General features: G+C 71.7%; 17 protein-coding genes. 7 read left to right on the top strand and 10 right to left on the bottom strand.

The window, feature by feature from the left end; genetic code table 11:
* Window positions 1-159: 159 nt before the first annotated feature.
* From ACX9MN_RS13925 to ACX9MN_RS13940, 4 genes are read right to left on the bottom strand one after another with little or no spacing between them, the layout of a single operon-like run.
* Window positions 160-957: an ABC transporter ATP-binding protein gene (locus tag ACX9MN_RS13925; protein ID WP_056533898.1), complete on the bottom strand. Its 798-nt coding sequence runs from the start codon at window positions 955-957 to the stop codon at window positions 160-162.
* Window positions 954-1,844, bottom strand: a complete 891-nt coding sequence (locus ACX9MN_RS13930; protein WP_020094232.1) for an ABC transporter ATP-binding protein — start codon at window positions 1,842-1,844, stop codon at window positions 954-956. Before ACX9MN_RS13930 ends, ACX9MN_RS13925 begins: the two co-directional genes overlap by 4 nt.
* Window positions 1,844-3,238 carry a high-affinity branched-chain amino acid ABC transporter permease LivM gene (livM, locus tag ACX9MN_RS13935; protein ID WP_056533896.1) on the bottom strand — a complete coding sequence of 465 codons (1,395 nt, stop codon included), beginning with the start codon at window positions 3,236-3,238 and terminating at the stop codon, window positions 1,844-1,846. The genes ACX9MN_RS13930 and livM overlap by 1 nt, the downstream gene beginning before the upstream one ends.
* On the bottom strand, window positions 3,238-4,155 hold the full coding sequence (locus tag ACX9MN_RS13940) for a branched-chain amino acid ABC transporter permease (RefSeq protein WP_020094234.1): 918 nt from the start codon (window positions 4,153-4,155) through the stop codon (window positions 3,238-3,240). The genes livM and ACX9MN_RS13940 overlap by 1 nt, the downstream gene beginning before the upstream one ends.
* A 242-nt stretch (window positions 4,156-4,397) precedes the next feature.
* Between ACX9MN_RS13940 and ACX9MN_RS13945 the strand changes: the two genes are divergently transcribed.
* The 5 genes from ACX9MN_RS13945 (at window position 4,398) to ACX9MN_RS13965 (ending at window position 9,255) form a co-directional block, all read left to right on the top strand.
* On the top strand, window positions 4,398-5,678 hold the full coding sequence (locus ACX9MN_RS13945; RefSeq protein ID WP_026605096.1) for a dicarboxylate/amino acid:cation symporter: 1,281 nt from the start codon (window positions 4,398-4,400) through the stop codon (window positions 5,676-5,678).
* Between the two features lie 124 nt (window positions 5,679-5,802).
* Window positions 5,803-6,708: an amino acid ABC transporter substrate-binding protein gene (locus ACX9MN_RS13950; protein ID WP_489724726.1), complete on the top strand. Its 906-nt coding sequence runs from the start codon at window positions 5,803-5,805 to the stop codon at window positions 6,706-6,708.
* A gap of 111 nt (window positions 6,709-6,819) precedes the next feature.
* Window positions 6,820-7,494 carry a DUF1007 family protein gene (locus ACX9MN_RS13955; protein WP_489724727.1) on the top strand — a complete coding sequence of 225 codons (675 nt, stop codon included), beginning with the start codon at window positions 6,820-6,822 and terminating at the stop codon, window positions 7,492-7,494.
* On the top strand, window positions 7,485-8,477 hold the full coding sequence (locus tag ACX9MN_RS13960; RefSeq protein WP_489724728.1) for a nickel/cobalt transporter: 993 nt from the start codon (window positions 7,485-7,487) through the stop codon (window positions 8,475-8,477). Before ACX9MN_RS13955 ends, ACX9MN_RS13960 begins: the two co-directional genes overlap by 10 nt.
* Before the next feature lie 61 nt (window positions 8,478-8,538).
* On the top strand, window positions 8,539-9,255 hold the full coding sequence (locus ACX9MN_RS13965) for a hypothetical protein (protein WP_489724729.1): 717 nt from the start codon (window positions 8,539-8,541) through the stop codon (window positions 9,253-9,255).
* On the opposite strand, the gene ACX9MN_RS13970 is transcribed toward ACX9MN_RS13965, so the two are convergent.
* Together ACX9MN_RS13970 and ACX9MN_RS13975 are read right to left on the bottom strand one after the other, a co-directional pair.
* Entirely contained in the window at window positions 9,256-9,843 is a 588-nt protein-coding gene (locus ACX9MN_RS13970) for a histidine phosphatase family protein (protein WP_020094240.1), read from the bottom strand.
* Window positions 9,844-9,887: 44 nt separating this feature from the next.
* Window positions 9,888-10,283, bottom strand: coding sequence for a VOC family protein (locus tag ACX9MN_RS13975; RefSeq protein WP_020094241.1), 396 nt, complete (start codon window positions 10,281-10,283; stop codon window positions 9,888-9,890).
* Between the two features lie 501 nt (window positions 10,284-10,784).
* Here ACX9MN_RS13975 and ACX9MN_RS13980 point away from each other — a divergent pair.
* Window positions 10,785-12,374, top strand: a complete 1,590-nt coding sequence (locus ACX9MN_RS13980) for a methyl-accepting chemotaxis protein (RefSeq protein ID WP_489724730.1) — start codon at window positions 10,785-10,787, stop codon at window positions 12,372-12,374.
* Window positions 12,375-12,380: 6 nt separating this feature from the next.
* On the opposite strand, the gene recF is transcribed toward ACX9MN_RS13980, so the two are convergent.
* Both recF and dnaN read right to left on the bottom strand, forming a co-directional pair.
* Window positions 12,381-13,535, bottom strand: a complete 1,155-nt coding sequence (recF, locus tag ACX9MN_RS13985; protein WP_489724731.1) for a DNA replication/repair protein RecF — start codon at window positions 13,533-13,535, stop codon at window positions 12,381-12,383.
* 220 nt (window positions 13,536-13,755) lie between these two features.
* A complete protein-coding gene (gene dnaN, locus ACX9MN_RS13990) occupies window positions 13,756-14,877 on the bottom strand; it encodes a DNA polymerase III subunit beta (protein ID WP_012319207.1) in 1,122 nt (373 codons plus the stop codon).
* Between the two features lie 218 nt (window positions 14,878-15,095).
* Here dnaN and ACX9MN_RS13995 point away from each other — a divergent pair, with 218 nt between their 5' ends.
* The gene (locus ACX9MN_RS13995; RefSeq protein ID WP_020094244.1) at window positions 15,096-16,424 is read left to right on the top strand and encodes an MFS transporter; all 1,329 of its coding nucleotides are present in this window, start codon (window positions 15,096-15,098) and stop codon (window positions 16,422-16,424) included.
* A gap of 24 nt (window positions 16,425-16,448) precedes the next feature.
* Here ACX9MN_RS13995 and ACX9MN_RS14000 read toward each other — a convergent pair whose 3' ends face one another.
* Both ACX9MN_RS14000 and ACX9MN_RS14005 read right to left on the bottom strand, forming a co-directional pair.
* On the bottom strand, window positions 16,449-16,685 hold the full coding sequence (locus ACX9MN_RS14000) for a hypothetical protein (RefSeq protein ID WP_020094245.1): 237 nt from the start codon (window positions 16,683-16,685) through the stop codon (window positions 16,449-16,451).
* A 113-nt stretch (window positions 16,686-16,798) separates the two neighbouring features.
* A complete protein-coding gene (locus ACX9MN_RS14005) occupies window positions 16,799-18,082 on the bottom strand; it encodes a hypothetical protein (protein ID WP_489724732.1) in 1,284 nt (427 codons plus the stop codon).
* Between the last annotated feature and the right edge of the window lie 20 nt (window positions 18,083-18,102).

Genomic DNA, 18,102 nt, shown 5'->3' on the forward strand with positions numbered 1-18,102 from the left:
TGTCCGGTCGATTGCTTCGGTTAACGCGCCCCTCGCCGTCATCGCGAGCGCAGCGAGGTGACCCAGGGCAGCGCAGCCTCGAAAGGTGTGGCGCCGCCGTAGGTTGCTTCGCTCCGCTCGCAAAGACGGGGATGCCAATGGCATCAACCGAAAACGGCATCATGCCCCGACCGGGCCGGCATGGCCCCCCTCCAGGTAGGCGGCCTGGACGTTCGGATCGTCGAGCAGCGCCCGACCCGTCCCGCTCATCGTGACCCGACCGTTGACCAGCACGTAGCCGCGATGGGCGAGCTTGAGGGCGTGGTAGGCGTTCTGCTCGACGAGGAAGATCGTCATGCCGTCGGTCCGGTTCAGCTCCCGGATCGCGTCGAAGATGCCCTTCACCACGAGCGGCGCGAGGCCGAGCGACGGCTCGTCGAGCAGCAGCAGCCGCGGGCGGCTCATCAGCGCCCGGGCGATGGCCAGCATCTGCTGCTCGCCGCCCGACATGGTGCCGGCGCGCTGGTTGAGGCGCTCCTTGACCCGCGGGAACAGGGCGCAGACCTTCTCCAGATCCTCGGCGAAGAAGCGCCCGTCATGGAGCGCGGCGCCCATCTGGAGGTTCTCGTAGACGGTCATGCGCGGGAAGACCCGGCGCCCCTCCGGCGACTGGGCGATGCCGAGCCGGGCGATCGCGTGGGTCGGCAGCCGGGTGATGTCGCGGCCGTCGTAGGTGATCGTCCCCGAGCGCGCCTGGGGGCTGCCGAAGATCGTCATCATCAGGGTCGACTTGCCGGCGCCGTTGGCGCCGATCAGCGTGACGATCTCGCCCTCGGCCACGTCGAGGTCGACCCCGCGCAGGGCCGCGACGCTGCCGTAATAGGTCGAGACGTCGCGCACCGCGAGGAGCGGCGGCTTCCGTCCCGCCTGGATCGCCCGCGTCTCCTCGACGAGGACGTTGATGCCGGCGACGCTCATGCCGAGGCTCCCGTGTGCGCCGCGTCCCCGTGCGGCACGGTGATCCCGACCTCGGCCTCCACGGCCTCGACCTCCTCGTCCTCGACGCCGAGATAGGCGGCGATCACCTTCGGGTCGGCCCGCACATCGGCGGGGGAGCCGTCGGCGATCTTCACGCCGTAATCGAGCACGACCACGTGGTCGGAGATCTCCATCACCACCGACATGTCGTGCTCGATCAGCAGCACCGAGGTGTCGTGCGCGTCGCGGATGTGGCGCAGGAGGCCGTTCAGCTCGGCCGATTCCCGCGGGTTGAGGCCGGCCGCCGGCTCGTCGAGGCAGAGCAGCACCGGGTCGGTGCACATCGCCCGGGCGATCTCCAGGCGCCGCTGCGCGCCGTAGGGCAGGGCGCCCGCCGGATCATCCGCCCGCTTCATCAGGTCGATGCGCTCGAGCCAGGCCTTGGCCCGCTCGATCGCCGCGGCCTGCGCGTCCCGGTAGGTCTTGAGGCCGAGCAGCCCGAGGATCGTGTAGCCCGAGGCCCGCATCAGCGGCGCGTGCTGGGCGACGAGCAGGTTCTCCAGGACGGTCATGCCCTGGAACAGGCGGATGTTCTGGAAGGTGCGGGCGACTCGCGCGGTGCGGTTCACCTTGTGGTTCGGAAGCCGCTCCAGCAGGTGCGCCGTGCCGTCGGCGTGCGCCAGCGTCAGCATGCCCTCGGTGGGTTTGTAGAAGCCGGTGATGCAGTTGAACACCGTGGTCTTGCCGGCCCCGTTCGGGCCGATCAGCGCGGTGATGTCGCCGCGGCGCGCCTCGAAGGACAGGTCGGAGACGGCGGTGAGCCCGCCGAACCGCATGGTCAGGTGCTCGACCGTGAGCACCGGCGGGGGGAGGGGGGACGTCGCCATCAGCCGTGCCCCTCGCTGACATGGGCGCCCGAGACCGCGCGCCGCTGGCCGAGCGACACGGACGGCATCCGCTCCGAGATCAGCCCGCGCGGCCGCCAGACCATCATCGCGACCATGGCGAGCCCGAACAGCAGCAGCCGGTACTCGCTGGGGTCGAAGCCCTCGCCGAACACGGCCTTCAGGAACCCGAGGTTGCGCAGCATCTCCGGCCCGCCGACCATCGCCACCGCGGCGATCGCGACGCCGACCTGGCTGCCCATGCCGCCGAGGACGACGATCGCCAGGATGATGGCGCTCTCCAGGAAGTTGAAGCTCTCCGGGCTGATGAAGCCCTGGCGCACGGCGAAGAACGAGCCGGCGAAGCCCCCGAAGGCCGCGCCCAGCGCGAAGGCCGTGAGCTTCGTGGCGGTGGTGTCGATGCCGAGCGAGCGGCAGGCGATCTCATCCTCGCGCAGGGCCTCCCAGGCCCGCCCGATCGGCAGGCGGCGCAGGCGCAGGGTGACGAAGTTGGTGATCAGGGCAAGCCCGAGGATCAGGTAGTACAGGAAGATCAGCCGGTGCATCGAATCGTACGGGATGCCGAAGGTGGCGGCGAACCCGCCCTCGCCCGCCGTGAACGGGATCCCGAAGAAGGTCGCCCGCGGGATCGACGAGATGCCGGCCCCGCCGCCGGTGACGTCGGTCCAGTTGATCAGGACCAGGCGGATGATCTCGCCGAAGGCCAGGGTGACGATGGCGAGGTAGTCGCCGCGCAGGCGCAGCACCGGGAAGCCGAGGATCATGCCCCAGAGGCCGGCGAACAGGCCCGCCAGCGGCAGGCAGACCCAGAACGACAGGCCGAAGGTCGTCGACAGCAGCGCGTAGGAATAGGCCCCGACCGCGTAGAAGGCGACGTATCCGAGGTCGAGCAGGCCCGCGAGGCCGACCACGATGTTCAGGCCCCAGCCGAGCATGACGTAGGTCAGGATCAGGATGCCGAGGTCGATCCAGTAGCGGGCCGAGGACAGGCCGCCGGTCGCCAGCGCAGAGATCATCGGCAGGGTCAGCGCGACGAAGATGAACAGCCAGAGACCGACCTTCGAGGTCTTCTGCCCGGCATCGGGCTCGCCGTGCACGGCCTCGGTGGCCTGGGCCGGGGAGGGGGTCAGCGCCCGCCGCGCGTCGCGGCGCAGCAGCACGAGGCGCTGGACGAGGCGCAGCGCGAAGATCGCCGCGCAGAGCGCCGCCACCAGCCCCCAGCGCGGCACGAGCACCAGCTCGCTCCCGGGCCCGGGATCGGTCCGGTAGGCGATGATCGGGACGCAGAGGCCGAAGGTGACGAGGGCGTAGAGGGCGGCGTCGCGCAGGATGCCGGCCATCGCGGAGCCGGGGAGAGCGTTCTGCGAGGCGGCCATCAGACTTTCTCGACCTCGGGCCGGCCCAGGATGCCCGACGGCATGAAGATCAGCACGATCGCCAGGATCGAGAAGGCGGCGACGTCCTTGTACTCGATGGAGAAGTAGGCCGACCAGAAGGTCTCGATCAGGCCGATGATCAGGCCGCCGAGCACGGCGCCGGGCAGCGAGCCGATGCCGCCGAGCACCGCCGCCGTGAACGCCTTCACGCCGGGCACGAACCCGTCCGAGAAGGACACGACGCCGTAGTACATGAGGTAGAGGACGCCCGCGACGGCCGCGAGCGCGGCGCCGAGCACGAAGGTCAGCGAGATCGTGCGGTCCACGTCGATGCCGAGCAAAGCCGCCATCTTGCGGTCCTGCTCGCAGGCGCGCTGCGCCCGGCCGAAGGGCGTGCGCTGCACGAGGTACCAGAAGCCGGTGAGCAGCACGGCGGTCACCGCCATGATCAGCACCTGCTTCCAGGCCAGGAACACCGCGTAGCCGTCGCGCTCGAACAGCGTGATGCCGCCCGACAGCATCGGCGGGGTCGGCTTGTTGCGCGCGCCCTGCACGACCTGCACGAAGTTCGACAGGAAGATCGAGACGCCGATCGCCGAGATCAGCGGCGCGAGGCGGAACGAGCCGCGCAGCGGCCGGTAGGCCACCCGCTCGATCGCCCAGCCCCACAGGGCGGTCAGCACCATGGCGACCACCAGCACCACCAGGAAGGCCAGCGCGATGGAGCTGACCCCGAGCCAGACCGTCAGCAGCAGGAAGGTGATGAGCGCGATGAAGCAGGAGACCATGAAGACGTCGCCGTGGGCGAAGTTCACCATGCCGATGATGCCGAACACCATCGTGTAGCCGATCGCGATCAGGCCGTAGATCGAGCCGAGCGTCAGCCCGTTGATGAGCTGCTGTACGAAGACGTCCATGAACTCTCGCGCGCAGGTTGCTTGGGCCGCCTACGGAGAGCGCAGGCAGCTTGGCGGGGCAAGTCTCGTACCGCAGCCGTAGCACACCGGCCACCGGTTTCATCGCCGCCCGAGCGTCGCGTGAAAACAGTCGACCACGCCAGTAACGCCCCCTGGCCGGGCTTGCGTGTGGCGCAGTTCCTGCGACACGTTAACGAATTGCAATGCTCGATCATCCCGGGCCCAGGCGAGGAGCAGTACCGATGGCAGGGTCGCGACTCACGACGATGATCTTCATCGGCATGCTCCTCGGCATCGCCGTGGGCTACGCCTGCAGCATCACCTGGCCCGATCCGCAGACCGCCAAGGAGATCGCCGGCTACATCGCGCTGGTCTCCGACGTGTTCCTCCGCCTGATCAAGATGATCATCGCGCCGCTGGTCTTCTCCACGCTGGTCGTCGGCATCGCCCATCTCGGGGATACCGCCTCCGTCGGCCGGGTCGGCGGCAAGGCGCTGCTCTGGTTCGTCGGCGCCTCCTTCTGCTCTCTGATGCTCGGCCTCATCATGGTCAACCTGATGCAGCCCGGCCACAACCTGAACCTGCCGCTGCCCGATGCCGGGGCCGGCACCGGGCTCAAGGCGGCCTCGCTCTCGCTCAAGGAGTTCGTCACGCACCTCGTGCCGAAGAGCGCTGTCGAGGCGATGGCCAACAACGAGATCCTGCAGATCGTGGTCTTCTCGATCTTCTTCGGCGTGGGCCTCGCCGCCCTCGGCGAGAAGGGCCGCCTGCTCGCGCAGGGCATCGAGGGCATCGCCGACGTCATGCTCAAGGTGACGGGCTACGTGATGATGTTCGCCCCCGTTGCGGTGTTCGCCGCCATCGCGGCGACGATCACCACGCAGGGCATCGGCGTGCTCGTGACCTACGGCAAGTTCCTCGTGGAGTTCTACATCAGCCTCGGCGTGCTCTGGACGCTGCTGATGGGCGTCGGCTTCCTGCTGCTCGGGGGCGGCGGCATCATGCGCCTGTTCAACCTGATCAAGGAGCCCTTCGTGCTGGCCTTCTCGACGGCGTCGAGCGAGGCCGCCTACCCCAAGATGCTCTCGAACCTGGAGAAGTTCGGGGTGCCGAACCGGATCACCTCGTTCGTGCTTCCGATGGGCTACTCGTTCAATCTCGACGGCTCGATGATGTACTGCACCTTCGCGGTGATGTTCATCGCGCAGGCCTACAACATCCCGCTGAGCTGGGGCCAGCAGCTCACGATGCTTCTCCTGCTGATGGTGACCTCGAAGGGCATGGCCGGCGTGCCGCGCGCCTCGCTGGTGGTGATCTCGGCGACGCTGTCGCACTTCAACATCCCGGAGGCCGGGCTGCTGCTGATCATCGGGATCGACCAGTTCCTCGACATGGGCCGGTCGGCCACCAACGTGCTCGGCAACAGCGTCGCCACCGTGGCGGTCGCCAAGTGGGAGGGCCAGCTCAGCACCACCGACCAGCGCCTCGACCATGTCGGCACGGTGGCCTCGCCCGCGGAGTAGGGGCCGGTCCGGGGAAATCTGCGCGCGCCGCGATGGCGGGCGCAGGACGGCCGCTCTCAAGAGCGCTCTCACGGGTGCCCTGAATCGCGGCGTGGCTTGTTCGGTGCCCTTCGGAGGCGGAGTGATGACGATGCGGCTCGTCGCGGTTCTGGCGCTGGCGCTGGCGGCGACGCCCGCCTCCGCCGTCGAGGTGCTCACCGGGACACTCAGGAGCGTCGCCGAGCGCGGGGAGATCGTCCTCGGCTACCGGGAGAGCTCGGTGCCGTTCTCCTTCGTGGAGGGCAAGCAGTCGGACGGGAGCCCCCGACCGATCGGCTACGCCATCGACCTCTGCGGCGAGATCGCGGACGACATCCAGGCGGCGATCGGCCGGCCGGTGAAGATCCGCTACGCACCGGTCACGGCCGAGAGCCGCATCGCGGCGGTGACCTCCGGCAGGATCGACCTCGAATGCGGCTCGACCACCGCCAATGCCGAGCGCCGCAAGCAGGTCGCCTTCTCGCCGGTGGACTACATCAGCGCGACGCAGCTGCTGGTGAAGCGCGGATCGGGCATCGCCTCCTACCGGGATCTCGGCGGGAAGACCGTGGTGGTCACGGCCGGCACCACCAACGAGAAGGCCGTGCGCGACCAGTTCGCCCGCCTGAAGATCGACGCGCAGGTGGTGACGGCGCCCGACCACGCCGCCTCCTACGCGATGGTCAAGGCCGGCAAGGCCGACGCCTTCGCCACCGACGACGTGCTGCTCTACGGGCTGATCGCCACGGACGCGAAGGACGGGGCGAACTACACGGTGCTGCCCGACAAGCTCTCCTACGAGCCCTACGGCATCATGTTCCGCAAGGACGATCCGGAACTCGCCGGCCTCGTGCAGCAGACCTTCACGCGGCTCGCCGAGTCGCGGGCGCTGCGCTGGACCTACGAGCGCTGGTTCCTCAAGCGCCTGCCCAACGGCGAACGCCTGGACATCCCGATGTCGAACGACCTGCGGGTCAGCTTCCAGCTGATGGGCCTCGACGGGGGCGAGTGACCGGCGCGGGGACAGGCGCGACGACCGGACGGCGCCTCGCTTTCGCCCAACCGGCACGCGAGGAAGACGCGGCCTGATCGCTTCCCTCCCGCCGCGAGCGTGCCACCGTCCATGCTGATCGCCGCGCCCTGCCCGAAACCGCTCGCCCTGGCGCTGGCCGCCGCCCTCGGCTGCGCCGCCTCGGCGGCCTCCGCCCACCCGCACGTCTGGGTGACCGCCAAGGCGCAGCTCGTCTACGCGGACGGCAAGCTCGTCGGCGTCCGCGACACGTGGAGCTTCGATCCCGAGTACACGGCCTTCGTCACGCAGGGCCTCGACACCAACAAGGACGGCAAGCTCAGCCCGGAGGAGCTCGCCGGGCTCGCCGCCGAGAACACCGCCAACCTCGCCGAGTTCGGCTACTTCACGAAGCTGAAGGTCGGCGGCAAGGAGCAGGCCTTCGGCGAGCCGAAGGAGCCGGCGGCGCACATGGACGACCGGGCGCTGGTCATGACCTTCCTGCTGCCCCTGAAGACCCCGGTCCAGCAGGGGCGGGGGGTCGCCGCGCTGGAGGTCTACGACCCGACCTACTTCGTCGCCTTCTCGTTCGCCGAGGGCGCGGACGCCGCCACCCTCACGGGTGCGCCCCAGGGCTGCGCCGCCACGGTCACCCGGCCGAAGACCGAGCAGCCGAAGACGGCCGATGCCGGGTCGCCGGGCATGACCGAGGCCTTCTTCGAGGCGCTCACCGCCGCCTCGACCTACGGGGTGCAGTTCGCCAGCCGGGTTCTCGTGGCATGTCCGTAGGCATCGGGATCGTCGCCCCCGCCGGGGCGGGACGGCTGGGGCTGAGGCTCGGCCTCATGGCCGCGGCCATCGCGCTGGCCGCGCTGCTCGCGGCCGCGATCGCGTGGCTGGTCGCGCCCGGCCTCGCCGCGCCGCCGCCGCGCTCGCCCTTCGGGATCGGCTTCCGCGAGGCCGCGCCGGCCGCCACGGGTCTCGGCGGCGTCATCCTGGCGCTGCAGGCGAGCTTCTCCCGCAGCCTCAACGCCGCGGTGAGCGCGCTGCGGGGCGGCGGCAGCTGGACCCCGCTGATCGGCCTCGCCTTCGCGTACGGCGTGTTCCACGCCGCCGGCCCGGGCCACGGCAAGGCGGTGATCGCCGGCTACATCCTGGCGGGGGAGCGGGCGCTCCGGCGCGGCGCCGCGCTGAGCGTCTGCGCCGCGCTGCTCCAGGCCTGCGTGGCCGGGGCGATCGTCGGCCTCGGCACGCTGGTCCTCAACGCCACGGCGGCGAGCATCACCCGGGCCGGCACCCTGATCGAGACCGTGAGCTTCGCCCTCGTCGCCCTGATCGGGCTGGTCCTGACGTGGCGCAAAGCCGGTCGCCTCGCCAATCTCAGCGCGGGCTGCGGCCCGGGCTGCAGCCACCTACCGGAACCGCAGGCCCTCGACACCCTCGACACGTGGCGCGAGCGGGCCGGGGTGGTGCTGGCGGCCGGGACACGCCCCTGCGCCGGCGCCGTGCTGGTCCTCGTCTTCGCGGTGTCGCAGGGCGTGCCCGGCGCGGGCGTGCTGGCGGTCCTGGCGATGGCGCTCGGCACCGCGCTGACAACGACGGCCCTGGCCTGCCTCGCGGTCTTCGCCAAGCGGGTGGCGCTGCGCCTCGCGGGCGGACGGGGACAGGCCGGACTCCTGGCGCTCGGTGGCCTCGAACTCGTCGCCGCCGCCTTCGTGCTGGTCCTGGGCGCCGCGATGCTCTCGGGCCTCGCCCCGGGCCTCGGCGGCTGAAGGGCCTCGCCTTCCGGGGCGCGGCGTGCCACGCTGCGCGACCGAGACGGAGCGCGCGCCGATGCATCCCGACTTCGCGACGATCCTGAACTGGCGTCTGCTCGCCGGATCGCATCCCTTCCCCGGGCCAGACGGCGGGACCTGCATCAACGAGGCCGCGATGGTGGCCGCGGGCCTGCCCTACCGGGCGATCCGCTCCAGCGCGGACTGCCCACCCTGCTTCTCGCGGCCGGCCGCCGCCTACGCCCTCGGGCTCAACGACGCCATGCCGGACGAGGTGCGGCCGCAGCTGATGGCCTTCGTCCTGCGCCTGTCGGGCAGCGCCGACACGGCGGAGATCGAGGCCGCCCGCACCCGGCAGCTGGCGCTGGAGAGCGTCCGCCGCATCCTGGCGCCGCTCTGCGCGGTCGCCGGGATGGTCGAGGACGCGGAAGCCTGCTCCGGCGCGCCGGACTGGCCCGCGGCCCTGGCGGCGGCCCGCGCGGCCGCGTGGCGGGGCGGGGCGCGCGCGCAGGCGGCGGCCCAGGCGCGGCGCTGGCGGGAAGGCGCGATGACCGCGGCGGTGTCCCGCACCGCGACGGCGGCCGAACGCGCTGGCGAGGACGCGCGCTGCGCCGCCGAGGTGGCCGAGGGGGCAGCGCCGTTCCTGACCGGAACCTGGGCCGAGGCCTGCGCGATCCTCGCGGAGACCCTCGCCATCGGCCGGCAGGCGCCGGAGATCGCCGTCGCCGGCGCCCGACAACGCATGGACGCGGCGCGCGCCCGGGTGCCGGCCTGATCAGGCCGCCGCGGGCGCGGCGTCGAGATCGAAGTCGATGGTGCCGCAATTCTCCAGGAACGTGCCGGTGAGGTGGTAGAAGAACGTCCCGTGGCCGACCACCGCGATGGTGGTCTCAGGCCGGGCCCGCAGCCAGTCGCGGAACGCCGCGACCCGGGCGTCGAACAGGGGGCGGGGCTCCACCGGGTAGCCGCCGACCTCGCAGCCGGGCTCCGCGTGCCACCAGACCTCGGGCAGGTGCCCGACATCGAGGTGGGGGAAGTCCGCGGCGATCTCCGAGGCGGCCCGGCCGACATCGCAGCTGCTCTCCTGGCACTCGCGGTGCAGCACCTCGACCAGCACCCGCGGCCGGCTCGGATGCTCGCCGAACAGGATCGCCGCGGTCTCGATGGCGCGGGTCAGGGGCGAGACCACCACGAGGTCGAAGGGGATCGGCCGGAGCCGCTCCCGCGCGGCCCGGGCCTGGGCTTGGCCCAGCTCGGTCAGGCGGGCGTCGGGCAGGCCAGGATCGCCGCCCCCGTGCCGGTGGGCCGCGTTGAAGGTCGACTGCCCGTGGCGGATGCAGACGATGCGGGTCTTGTCCTGCATGGATCTCGAAGACGTTCCGGAGAGGGAATGGCGGACCGGACCGGTCACGCGAAGCGGCCGCCGCGCTGGATGACCTCGATCTTGTAGCCGTCCGGGTCGGTGGCGAAGAAGAACCGCGCGAGCACGTCGTCCCCGTGCTTGAGGGTCTTGACGTCGGTGGCCGTGAAGCCCTCGCGCCGGTGCCGGGCGTGCTCGGCCTCCACGTCGTCGACCACGAAGGCGATGTGCCCGTAGCCGTCGCCGAGATCGTAGGGCTTGTCGCGGCCCTTGTTCACCGTGAGCTCCAGCTCGAACGGCGAGTCCGGATCCCGCATGTAGACGAGGGTGAAGTCCGGGAAGTCGAACCGGCCGGACACCGCGAGACCGAAGGCACGGGCATAGTAGTCGCGCGCGCGCTCTTCCTCGAGGACGCGGATCATGGCGTGGACGGGCTTGGACATGCGCGCGGAGTTCCGTGGGCACGCCGGCGGCGTGCAGCGCCCACTATGTGGCGCGATCCGCAGCCGCGAAAAGGCCGGTGGCGCGGCGCCGGGGTCGCGCCCCGGGACGTCGGCCACGATCTGTCGAAGAACCCGGCCCGTATAGACCGATCCCATATTGCATATGCTAGATCAATATCTGTTCTTTAAATCGTTCCAAGGAATGTATTGGAGTCAATATATGAGGATCCATGCTGATATAAGATGTCGCAAAAGGCTCGGAGACACAAAATCAAACCGCAAAATGATATTTCTCATTGACACAATCGCGCTTCCAACGCTTTATCGCCCTCGACGACCAAAGTGAATCCCATGAAATCATGAGGCCGATCATCGATCGAGGGAAGGGATTTCAAGACAGTGATACGCTTATCCAATATCAATATACTTCCAAAAATTGCTGCCGTCATCGCGCTGATATGCGTGATTGTCGGCGGATGTATCTGGTACGCTCAGGCGCGGATGACGGTCATCGACGACCGCTACAGCGAGTTCCTCGCCCGCGAGGCGACGGCGGTGGCGGAGGCACGCAGGCTGAACCGCCTGGTGATCGAGTTGAATTACTGGGTCTACCGGATCATCGCGGAGACCGATCAGGGCCAGATGCAGGCCGCCAACAGCGGCTTCGAGGCCGCGCTGCCCGCGGTGAGGGCGCTCCTTCCGAGCCTCCGATCGCACGCGCCGACCTTCGCCGCGCGCATCGATGAGCAGGCCGCGCGGATCGAGCGCTATCTCAGGGACGTGAGCGAGGTCCGCCGGCTGGGCACCGCCAATCAGAACGAGCAAGCCATCGCGCTGATCCACACGGCGATCGATCCGACGTTCTCCGGCTTGCTGACCGACGGCAACCGGATGGCCGAGGACATCGATGCGTACATGCAGAAGGGCTCGGGCGACCTGACCGATCAGACCAACGAGACCCGCCGGACGCTGATGATCGTCAGCGGTCTCGGCATGCTGGCGGGGCTGCTGGCGGCGGTGTTCATCGCCACGGTCGGGATCACGCGGCCGCTCGACCGGCTGGTCAAGGTCCTGCAGCGGATGGCGCAGGGCGAGGTCGAGGCCGAGATCACCGAGGCCGCCCGAAGGGACGAGGTGGGCGCCGTCGGCAAGGCCGTCGAGGGCATCAAGGTCATGGTCGCCCGCAAGGCCGCCGAGGAAGCCGAGATGAAGCGCCGCGCCGACGAGGCGGCAGCGGCCGCGCGCAGGCGGACCATGGTGGAACTCGCGGACGGGTTCGAGCGGGCCGTGGGGAGCATCGTCGGGATGGTCTCGTCCTCGGCCACCGAGTTGCAGGCCACGGCGCAGACCATGACGTCGAGCGCGACCGAGACGGCCAGCCAGTCCACCACGGTGGCGGCCGCCGCCGAGCAGGCCTCCGCCAACGTCCAGACCGTGGCGGCCGCCGCCGAGGAGCTGGGCACCTCCGTGCAGGAGATCGGCCGGCAGGTCCTCGGCTCGGCCAACCTCGCGCAGGCGGCGGTCGGCGAGGCGGACGAGACCCAGCACCTCGTTCAGGCGCTCAGCCAGGCGGCGACGCGCATCGGCGATATGGTCGGGCTCATCGCGAACATCGCCGGCCAGACCAACCTGCTGGCGCTGAACGCCACGATCGAGGCGGCGCGGGCCGGCGAGGCCGGCCGCGGATTCGCGGTCGTCGCCGCCGAGGTCAAGGAGCTGGCCGGCCAGACCGCCCGGGCCACCGAGGAGATCAGCCAGCAGATCGGCCAGATCCAGGGTGTGACCGGCCAGGCGGTCTCGGCCATCGACACGATCGCCGCCCGGATCCGCGAGATCGACGCGGTCGCCGCCACCATCGCGGCGGCGGTCGAGGAGCAGGGCGCGGCCACGCAGGAGATCGTCCGCAACGTCTCGCAGGCGGCGGCCGGCACCGACGAGGTGACGAGCAACATCGCCGGCGTGGCGCGGGCCTCGGAAGAGACCGGCGCCGCGGCAGCCCAGGTTCTGGGAGCGGCCGGCGAGCTGTCGCGCCAGTCCGAGCATCTGGGCGTCGAGGTCTCCCGCTTCCTCGGGTCGGTCCGGGCGGCCTGAGGCCGATCAGCCGCCGACCCGCAGGACCTGCGTCCGGGTGCCGGCCTGCGCGAAGGCGTCCGGGTCGGCGCCGGTCATCCAGACCTGCCCCGGCAGGGCCTCGAGGGCCTCGAACAGGCCGGCCCGGCGGCAGGGATCGAGGTGGGCCGCCACCTCGTCCAGGAGGATCAGCGGGGCGATGCCGCTCATGGCCCGCACCAGCCGCGCGTGGGCGAGGACGAGGCCGATGAGCAGCGCCTTCTGCTCGCCCGTGGACGCCGTCCCGGCCGGCACGTCCTTCGGGCCGTGGCGGACCACGAGGTCGCTGCTCTGCGGCCCGATCAGCGTGCGGCCGGCGGCCCGGTCCCGGTTGCGGCCGTTGCGGAGCGCCATGCGGTAGCGGTCCTCGGCCTCGAGGGCCGGCCAGACCGCAACCAGATCGTCGAGGTCGCCCTCGAGGCGGATGGCCGCCCAGGGGAAGGGCTGCGCGTCGTCTCGGGTCTCGGCGATCAGCCGGTCGAGGCGCTCGGCGGTCTCGCGCCGGGCGAGCGCCACGGCGACGCCGAGCTCCGCGACCTCCCGCTCCACCGCGTCGAGCCAGCGGTCGTCGTCGGGCCGCTCCTCCAGCAGGCGGTTGCGCGAGCGCAGGGCTCGCTCCAGCGCGGAGACCCGGGCGCCGTGGGCGGCGTCGACCGCCAGCACGAGACGGTCGAGGAACCGTCGCCGGTCTCCGGCCGCCCCGCGGAACAGGCCGTCGAGGTCGGGGGTCAGCCAGACGACCCGCAGGAACTCGCTGAACGCCACCGGCGAGGCCGCGGTGGCGCCGTCGATCCGGCACAGCCGGCTCGCGCGCCCGTCGGGACCCGGCGGCTCGAGCCCGGTGCCGAGCCGGTGCTCGGCGCCGTCGCGGTCGAGGGTGAGCGAGACCGCGAATCCGCCCGGGCCGCCGCTGCGCGCCATGGCGGCGAACTCCGCCCGGCGCAGGCCCCGGCCCGGTACGAACAGCGAGAGCGCCTCGAGCAGGTTGGTCTTGCCCGCGCCGTTCTCCCCGACCAGCGCGACGAAGCGGGCCTCGGGCGTCAGTTCGAGGTCCGCGTGGTTGCGGAAATCGCGGGCGATCAGGCGGGTGACGCGCAGGCTCGACCCGTCGGGCTCGTCCCGCGGATCGCGGATGTCGCTCATCGGTGAACCGAGGGGTGAACCGAGGGGCCGAGACGCGCCGCGCTCAACCGTCCCTTGCTGTCTGACATCCCATCCAACCACCTCGCCCCGAGGCGCCCGCGTCAGCGGGCCGCGCGGGCGGGCTCCAGAAACCACATCGCCGTCCGGGGACATCCCGCGCGGCCCCCGCTGCGCTCCGGCACCTCGGGACGAGGGCGGGACCGGGATCCGCGCGGCCGCCTCACACCCGCATCGGCATCAGCACGTACAGCGCCGGCGCGCCCTCGCGGTCCTGGATCAGGGTCGGCGAGCCGGGATCCGCGAGCTTGAACAGGGCGGTGTCGCCCTCGAGCTGCGCGGTGATGTCGAGGAGGTAGCGGGCGTTGAAGCCGATATCGAGGCCGGCCGCCTCGTAATCGACGTCGAGCTCCTCGGTGGCACTACCGGAATCCGGGTTGTTCACCGAGAGCGCGAGGCGCCCTTCGGCGAGCCCGAGCTTCACCGCGCGCCCGCGCTCCGACGAGATCGTCGAGACCCGGTCCACGGCCTTCGCGAAGGCGTCGCGCTCGACGGTCAGCCGCTTGTCGTTGTTGGCCGGGATCACCCGCTGGTAATCCGGGAAGGTGCCGTCGATCAGCTTGGAGATCAGCGTCAGGCCGCCGGCGAAGCGCAGGCGGATCTTCGCGGGCGACAGGTCGACCGCGACGGTCTCGCCGCCGTCGTCGAGGAGCTTCTGGATCTCGGCGACCGCCTTGCGGGGCACGATCACGCCCGGCATGCCGACGCTGCCCTGCGGGGCCGGGATCTCGACGCGGGCGAGCCGGTGGCCGTCCGTCGCCACCGCCCGCATCGCCGGGCCGTTCTCGGTCTCCAGCGTGTGCAGGTAGATGCCGTTCAGGTAGTAACGGGTCTCCTCGGTGGAGATCGCGAACTGGGTCTTCTCGATCAGCCGCTTCAGGTCGGCGGCGGCGATCTCGAAGCCGTGCGGCATCTCGCCGGCGGCGAGGTCCGGGAAGTCGCCCTCCGGCAGGGCGCCCAGGGCGAAGCGCGAGCGTCCGGACCGGATCGTCATCTGGCCGGACTCGCCGCCGGTCTCCAGGGAGACCTGCGCGCCGTCGGGGAGCTTGCGCACGATGTCGTAGATCACGTGCGCCGGCACGGTCGTGGCGCCCGCATCCGCCACGTCCGCCGGCACGCTCTCGGTCACCTCGATGTCGAGATCCGTCGCCCGGAGCTGGAGACCCGACCCTTCCGCGCGCAGGAGCACGTTCGACAGGATCGGGATCGTGTTGCGGCGCTCGACGACCCGGTGCACGTGGCCGAGCGACCTGAGCAGGGCCGCGCGCTCGACAGTGACTCTCATCGCAATACTCAAGTGATAGGGACGGCGCCGCGGCCGGCGACCGTCGCGGAATATGGCCGTTCAGCTTGGCGAAGGGGACAGGGGAACGCAAGGCCGCCGTCGGTGCACCGCACAGCGACCTCCGCGTCCAGGGCGGATGCCCATGTCCGGAGCGGGGTATCGGCCCCCGGCGGCCCGTGCGAAAGCGCCGCGACCGACCCGGACCCCCCATCCCGATCATGCTGCAGACCATCGACCCCGCGGGCAACACCGCAGACCCCTCGCAGGCCACCCCGAGCGCCCCCCCGAGTGCTCGGCGGATCCTCGCCGCGAGCTTCGTCGGGACGGCGATCGAGTTCTTCGACTTCTACATCTACGCCACCGCCACCGCCCTGGTGATCGGCCCGGTCTTCTTCCCCGCCGGCGCGCCCGGCGTGCAGCAGCTCAGCGCCTTCGCGACCTTCGCCATCGCGTTCATCGCGCGGCCCGTCGGCGCGGCCCTGTTCGGGCATTTCGGCGACCGGGTCGGCCGCAAGGCGACGCTGGTGGCGTCGCTGCTGATCATGGGCATCTCCACGGTGCTGATCGGCTGCCTGCCGACCTACGCGTCGGTCGGCTGGTGGGCGCCGGCGGCGCTGTGCATCCTGCGCTGCGGGCAGGGGATCGGGTTCGGCGGCGAGTGGGGCGGCGCGGCGCTGCTGGCGGTCGAGAACGCGCCGCCGGGCCGGCGCGCGTGGTACGGCATCTTCCCGCAACTCGGGGCGCCGGTCGGCTTCGTCCTGGCCAATCTCGGCTTCCTCGCCCTCAGCTTCGGCCTGACGCCCGAGAGCTTCCAGGCCTGGGGCTGGCGCCTGCCGTTCCTGGCCTCGGCGGCGCTCGTCGGCGTCGGGCTCTACGTGCGCCTGAAGCTCACCGAGACGCCGGCCTTCAAGGCGGCGCTCAGCCAGGCCCGGCCGGAGCGCGTGCCCTTCGCCACCATGCTGACCCAGCACGGACACGCCGTCCTGGTCGGCACCTTCGCGATGGTGGCGGTGTACGCGGTGTTCTACCTCTCGACCGTCTTCGCCCTGGGCTACGGCACCGGCACCCTCGGCTACAGCCGGCCGACCTTCCTGCTGTTCGAGTGCATCGCGGTCTGCTTCATGGCGCTCGGCACCGTCGTGTCGGGGGCCGCGGCCGACCGCTTCGGCCGCCGGCCGGTGCTGCTCTCCGGCATGGCCGTGACGTTCCTGCTGGGCTTCCTCATGGGGCCGATGCTGGGCCACGCCGCCGGCACCGGCACCTGGCCGCCGGTCCTCGGCTTCCTGTGCCTCAGCCTCCTGACAATGGGGTGGGTGTTCGGACCGATGGGCGCCGTCCTGCCCGAGCTGTTCCCGACGCGGGTGCGCTACACGGGCGCCTCGGTGACCTACAACCTCGCGGGGATCCTGGGGGCCTCGGGGGCGCCCTACATCGCGCAGCAGCTCGCGGCCTACGGCGGCATCGGCTTCGTCGGGTTCTACCTAGCGGGGGCCGCGATCCTCAGCTTCCTCGCCGTGCTGGCCATGCCGGAGACTGCCGGCCGCTGACGGGACGGGCGGGCGCCGCCGGCCTCAGCGGCCGGCGCGATCCTGAGCCGCCGCCACGGTGGGCTCGAAGCGCCCGAGGAAGCGCGTCCGCTCCCACAGCTCGATCGCGTCGCGCCCGACCATCGCCCGGGCGCGGCGGCGCGCCTGCGTGTCGTCCTCGGCCGACAGGATCTCGGCCGCGCGGACGCGGCCCGCCCGGTCGAGCCGGAAGGCCCTGTAAGCGCGGCTCCGGTGAGCCGTTCCAGCATCCAGCGCGAGCATAGCGACATCCTCCGGGCCGGAACGTCCCGGAAGATGGTTAACTGTCGGTAAATCGCGGTTCTCGCGATCGAGGACGCGGTCCCGACGCGCCCGCTCGGCGGGGGCGGCGCTCCTCAGCTCCGCTTGTCGAGCGGGCGACCGAGGAGGCGGGCGAACTCGGCCTCGATCTCCTCCACCGAGAACGGGTTGCCGGATCCCTTCGCGTCGGGCGTGGGCGCGGACGGCGGCGGCGGCGGGGCCGGCACGGGCGGAGGGGGTTCGACCTTGGGCATCGCCGGCGGCGGCACGGGTTTGGCCGGAGGCGGAGGCGGAGGCGGAGGCGGAGGCGGCGGGGCCTCCGGCTCGTCGACCGGGGCGGGGGCGGGCACCGGCTCGACCGGGACGCTCGCCATCGCGGCGGCCAGCGGATCGACGCCCTCGGGCGCCGGCGGGGCGGGCGCGGGCTGCGGCGGCGGCGTCACGGCCGAGGACGAGCGCGACAGGGCGGCCTGGAGCTGCCGGGCCATGTCGGACAGGACCACCGGATCGACCGACTTGCGCTCGGAGGGCACCGCGAGACTCGGGGCCAGACGGGCGGGCTCCGGCTCCGCCGGTGCCGGCTCGGGCTTGCGCTCGGAGGCCGGGTTGGGCCGCGGCTCGATCAGCGGCGGCGCGGTCCGGCTCAGGATCCGCCGCGGGGCGACCGGCTCGCGCGGCGGGGGCGCGGGCGGCTCCACCGCCGGCGGCGTGATCGGCGGCGACACCATCGGCGGCGGCACCACCGGCTCGGGCGCGGGCGGCGCCGGGGGTTGAGGCGCGGGCGGCTGGGGTGGCGCGGCACTCAGAGGTGCGGTGACGTCCTGGCCGGGCTCGTCGCCGCCGAACAGCCCGGGATCGAGGGGCAGAGTCACGGGCGGAGCGGAGGCCGAGCGCGGCACCGGCGACGGCACCACCACCGGCATCGCGAAGCCCGGATCGAACAGCGGTTCCGCGCGCCGGCCGCCGGATTCCGGCAGACCGCGGGGCGGCTCGGGCAGGCGGCCGCCCTGGACGAGGGGGTCCGGGAGCGGCTCGTCCAGCGGCTCCGGCGCCAGCTCCGGCCGGATCGCCGCCTCCGGCAGGGGCCGCTGGCCGCGCTGGATGTTGCGCTCGACCACCACGTCGTTGGGGCCGCCCACGAGGAGCAGGTGCTCGACATTGTCCCGGCGCAGCAGGATGAGCTGCCGGGCCCGGTCGAGCTCGTACACGTCGACGATCCCGAGGCGCGGCTGGCGCCCGCGGCTCCCGGACCGCCCCGGCAGGGCGAGGCTCCGGCCGGTGAGCCGGCGCACCGTGAACACGATCGCCGCGAGCGCCGTGAAGATGACGGCGAAGATCACGATATACTGGACGATGGGGGAGCCGTCAGAGCCGAACACGGATTGCAGCCATCGCAAGA

Source organism: Methylobacterium sp. 1A (assembly GCF_058072805.1).

Coding starts and splice junctions, on each gene's coding strand:
- dnaN (WP_012319207.1), bottom strand. CDS start 14,877: ATGAGAGTCACTGTCGAGCGCGCGGCCCTGCTCAGGTCGCTCGGCCAC.
- ACX9MN_RS13980 (WP_489724730.1), top strand. CDS start 10,785: ATGACGGTCATCGACGACCGCTACAGCGAGTTCCTCGCCCGCGAGGCG.
- ACX9MN_RS13995 (WP_020094244.1), top strand. CDS start 15,096: ATGCTGCAGACCATCGACCCCGCGGGCAACACCGCAGACCCCTCGCAG.
- recF (WP_489724731.1), bottom strand. CDS start 13,535: ATGAGCGACATCCGCGATCCGCGGGACGAGCCCGACGGGTCGAGCCTG.
- ACX9MN_RS13960 (WP_489724728.1), top strand. CDS start 7,485: ATGTCCGTAGGCATCGGGATCGTCGCCCCCGCCGGGGCGGGACGGCTG.
- livM (WP_056533896.1), bottom strand. CDS start 3,238: ATGGCCGCCTCGCAGAACGCTCTCCCCGGCTCCGCGATGGCCGGCATC.
- ACX9MN_RS13955 (WP_489724727.1), top strand. CDS start 6,820: ATGCTGATCGCCGCGCCCTGCCCGAAACCGCTCGCCCTGGCGCTGGCC.
- ACX9MN_RS13950 (WP_489724726.1), top strand. CDS start 5,803: ATGACGATGCGGCTCGTCGCGGTTCTGGCGCTGGCGCTGGCGGCGACG.
- ACX9MN_RS14000 (WP_020094245.1), bottom strand. CDS start 16,685: ATGCTCGCGCTGGATGCTGGAACGGCTCACCGGAGCCGCGCTTACAGG.
- ACX9MN_RS13965 (WP_489724729.1), top strand. CDS start 8,539: ATGCATCCCGACTTCGCGACGATCCTGAACTGGCGTCTGCTCGCCGGA.
- ACX9MN_RS13970 (WP_020094240.1), bottom strand. CDS start 9,843: ATGCAGGACAAGACCCGCATCGTCTGCATCCGCCACGGGCAGTCGACC.
- ACX9MN_RS13925 (WP_056533898.1), bottom strand. CDS start 957: ATGAGCGTCGCCGGCATCAACGTCCTCGTCGAGGAGACGCGGGCGATC.
- ACX9MN_RS13940 (WP_020094234.1), bottom strand. CDS start 4,155: ATGGACGTCTTCGTACAGCAGCTCATCAACGGGCTGACGCTCGGCTCG.
- ACX9MN_RS13930 (WP_020094232.1), bottom strand. CDS start 1,844: ATGGCGACGTCCCCCCTCCCCCCGCCGGTGCTCACGGTCGAGCACCTG.
- ACX9MN_RS13945 (WP_026605096.1), top strand. CDS start 4,398: ATGGCAGGGTCGCGACTCACGACGATGATCTTCATCGGCATGCTCCTC.
- ACX9MN_RS13975 (WP_020094241.1), bottom strand. CDS start 10,283: ATGTCCAAGCCCGTCCACGCCATGATCCGCGTCCTCGAGGAAGAGCGC.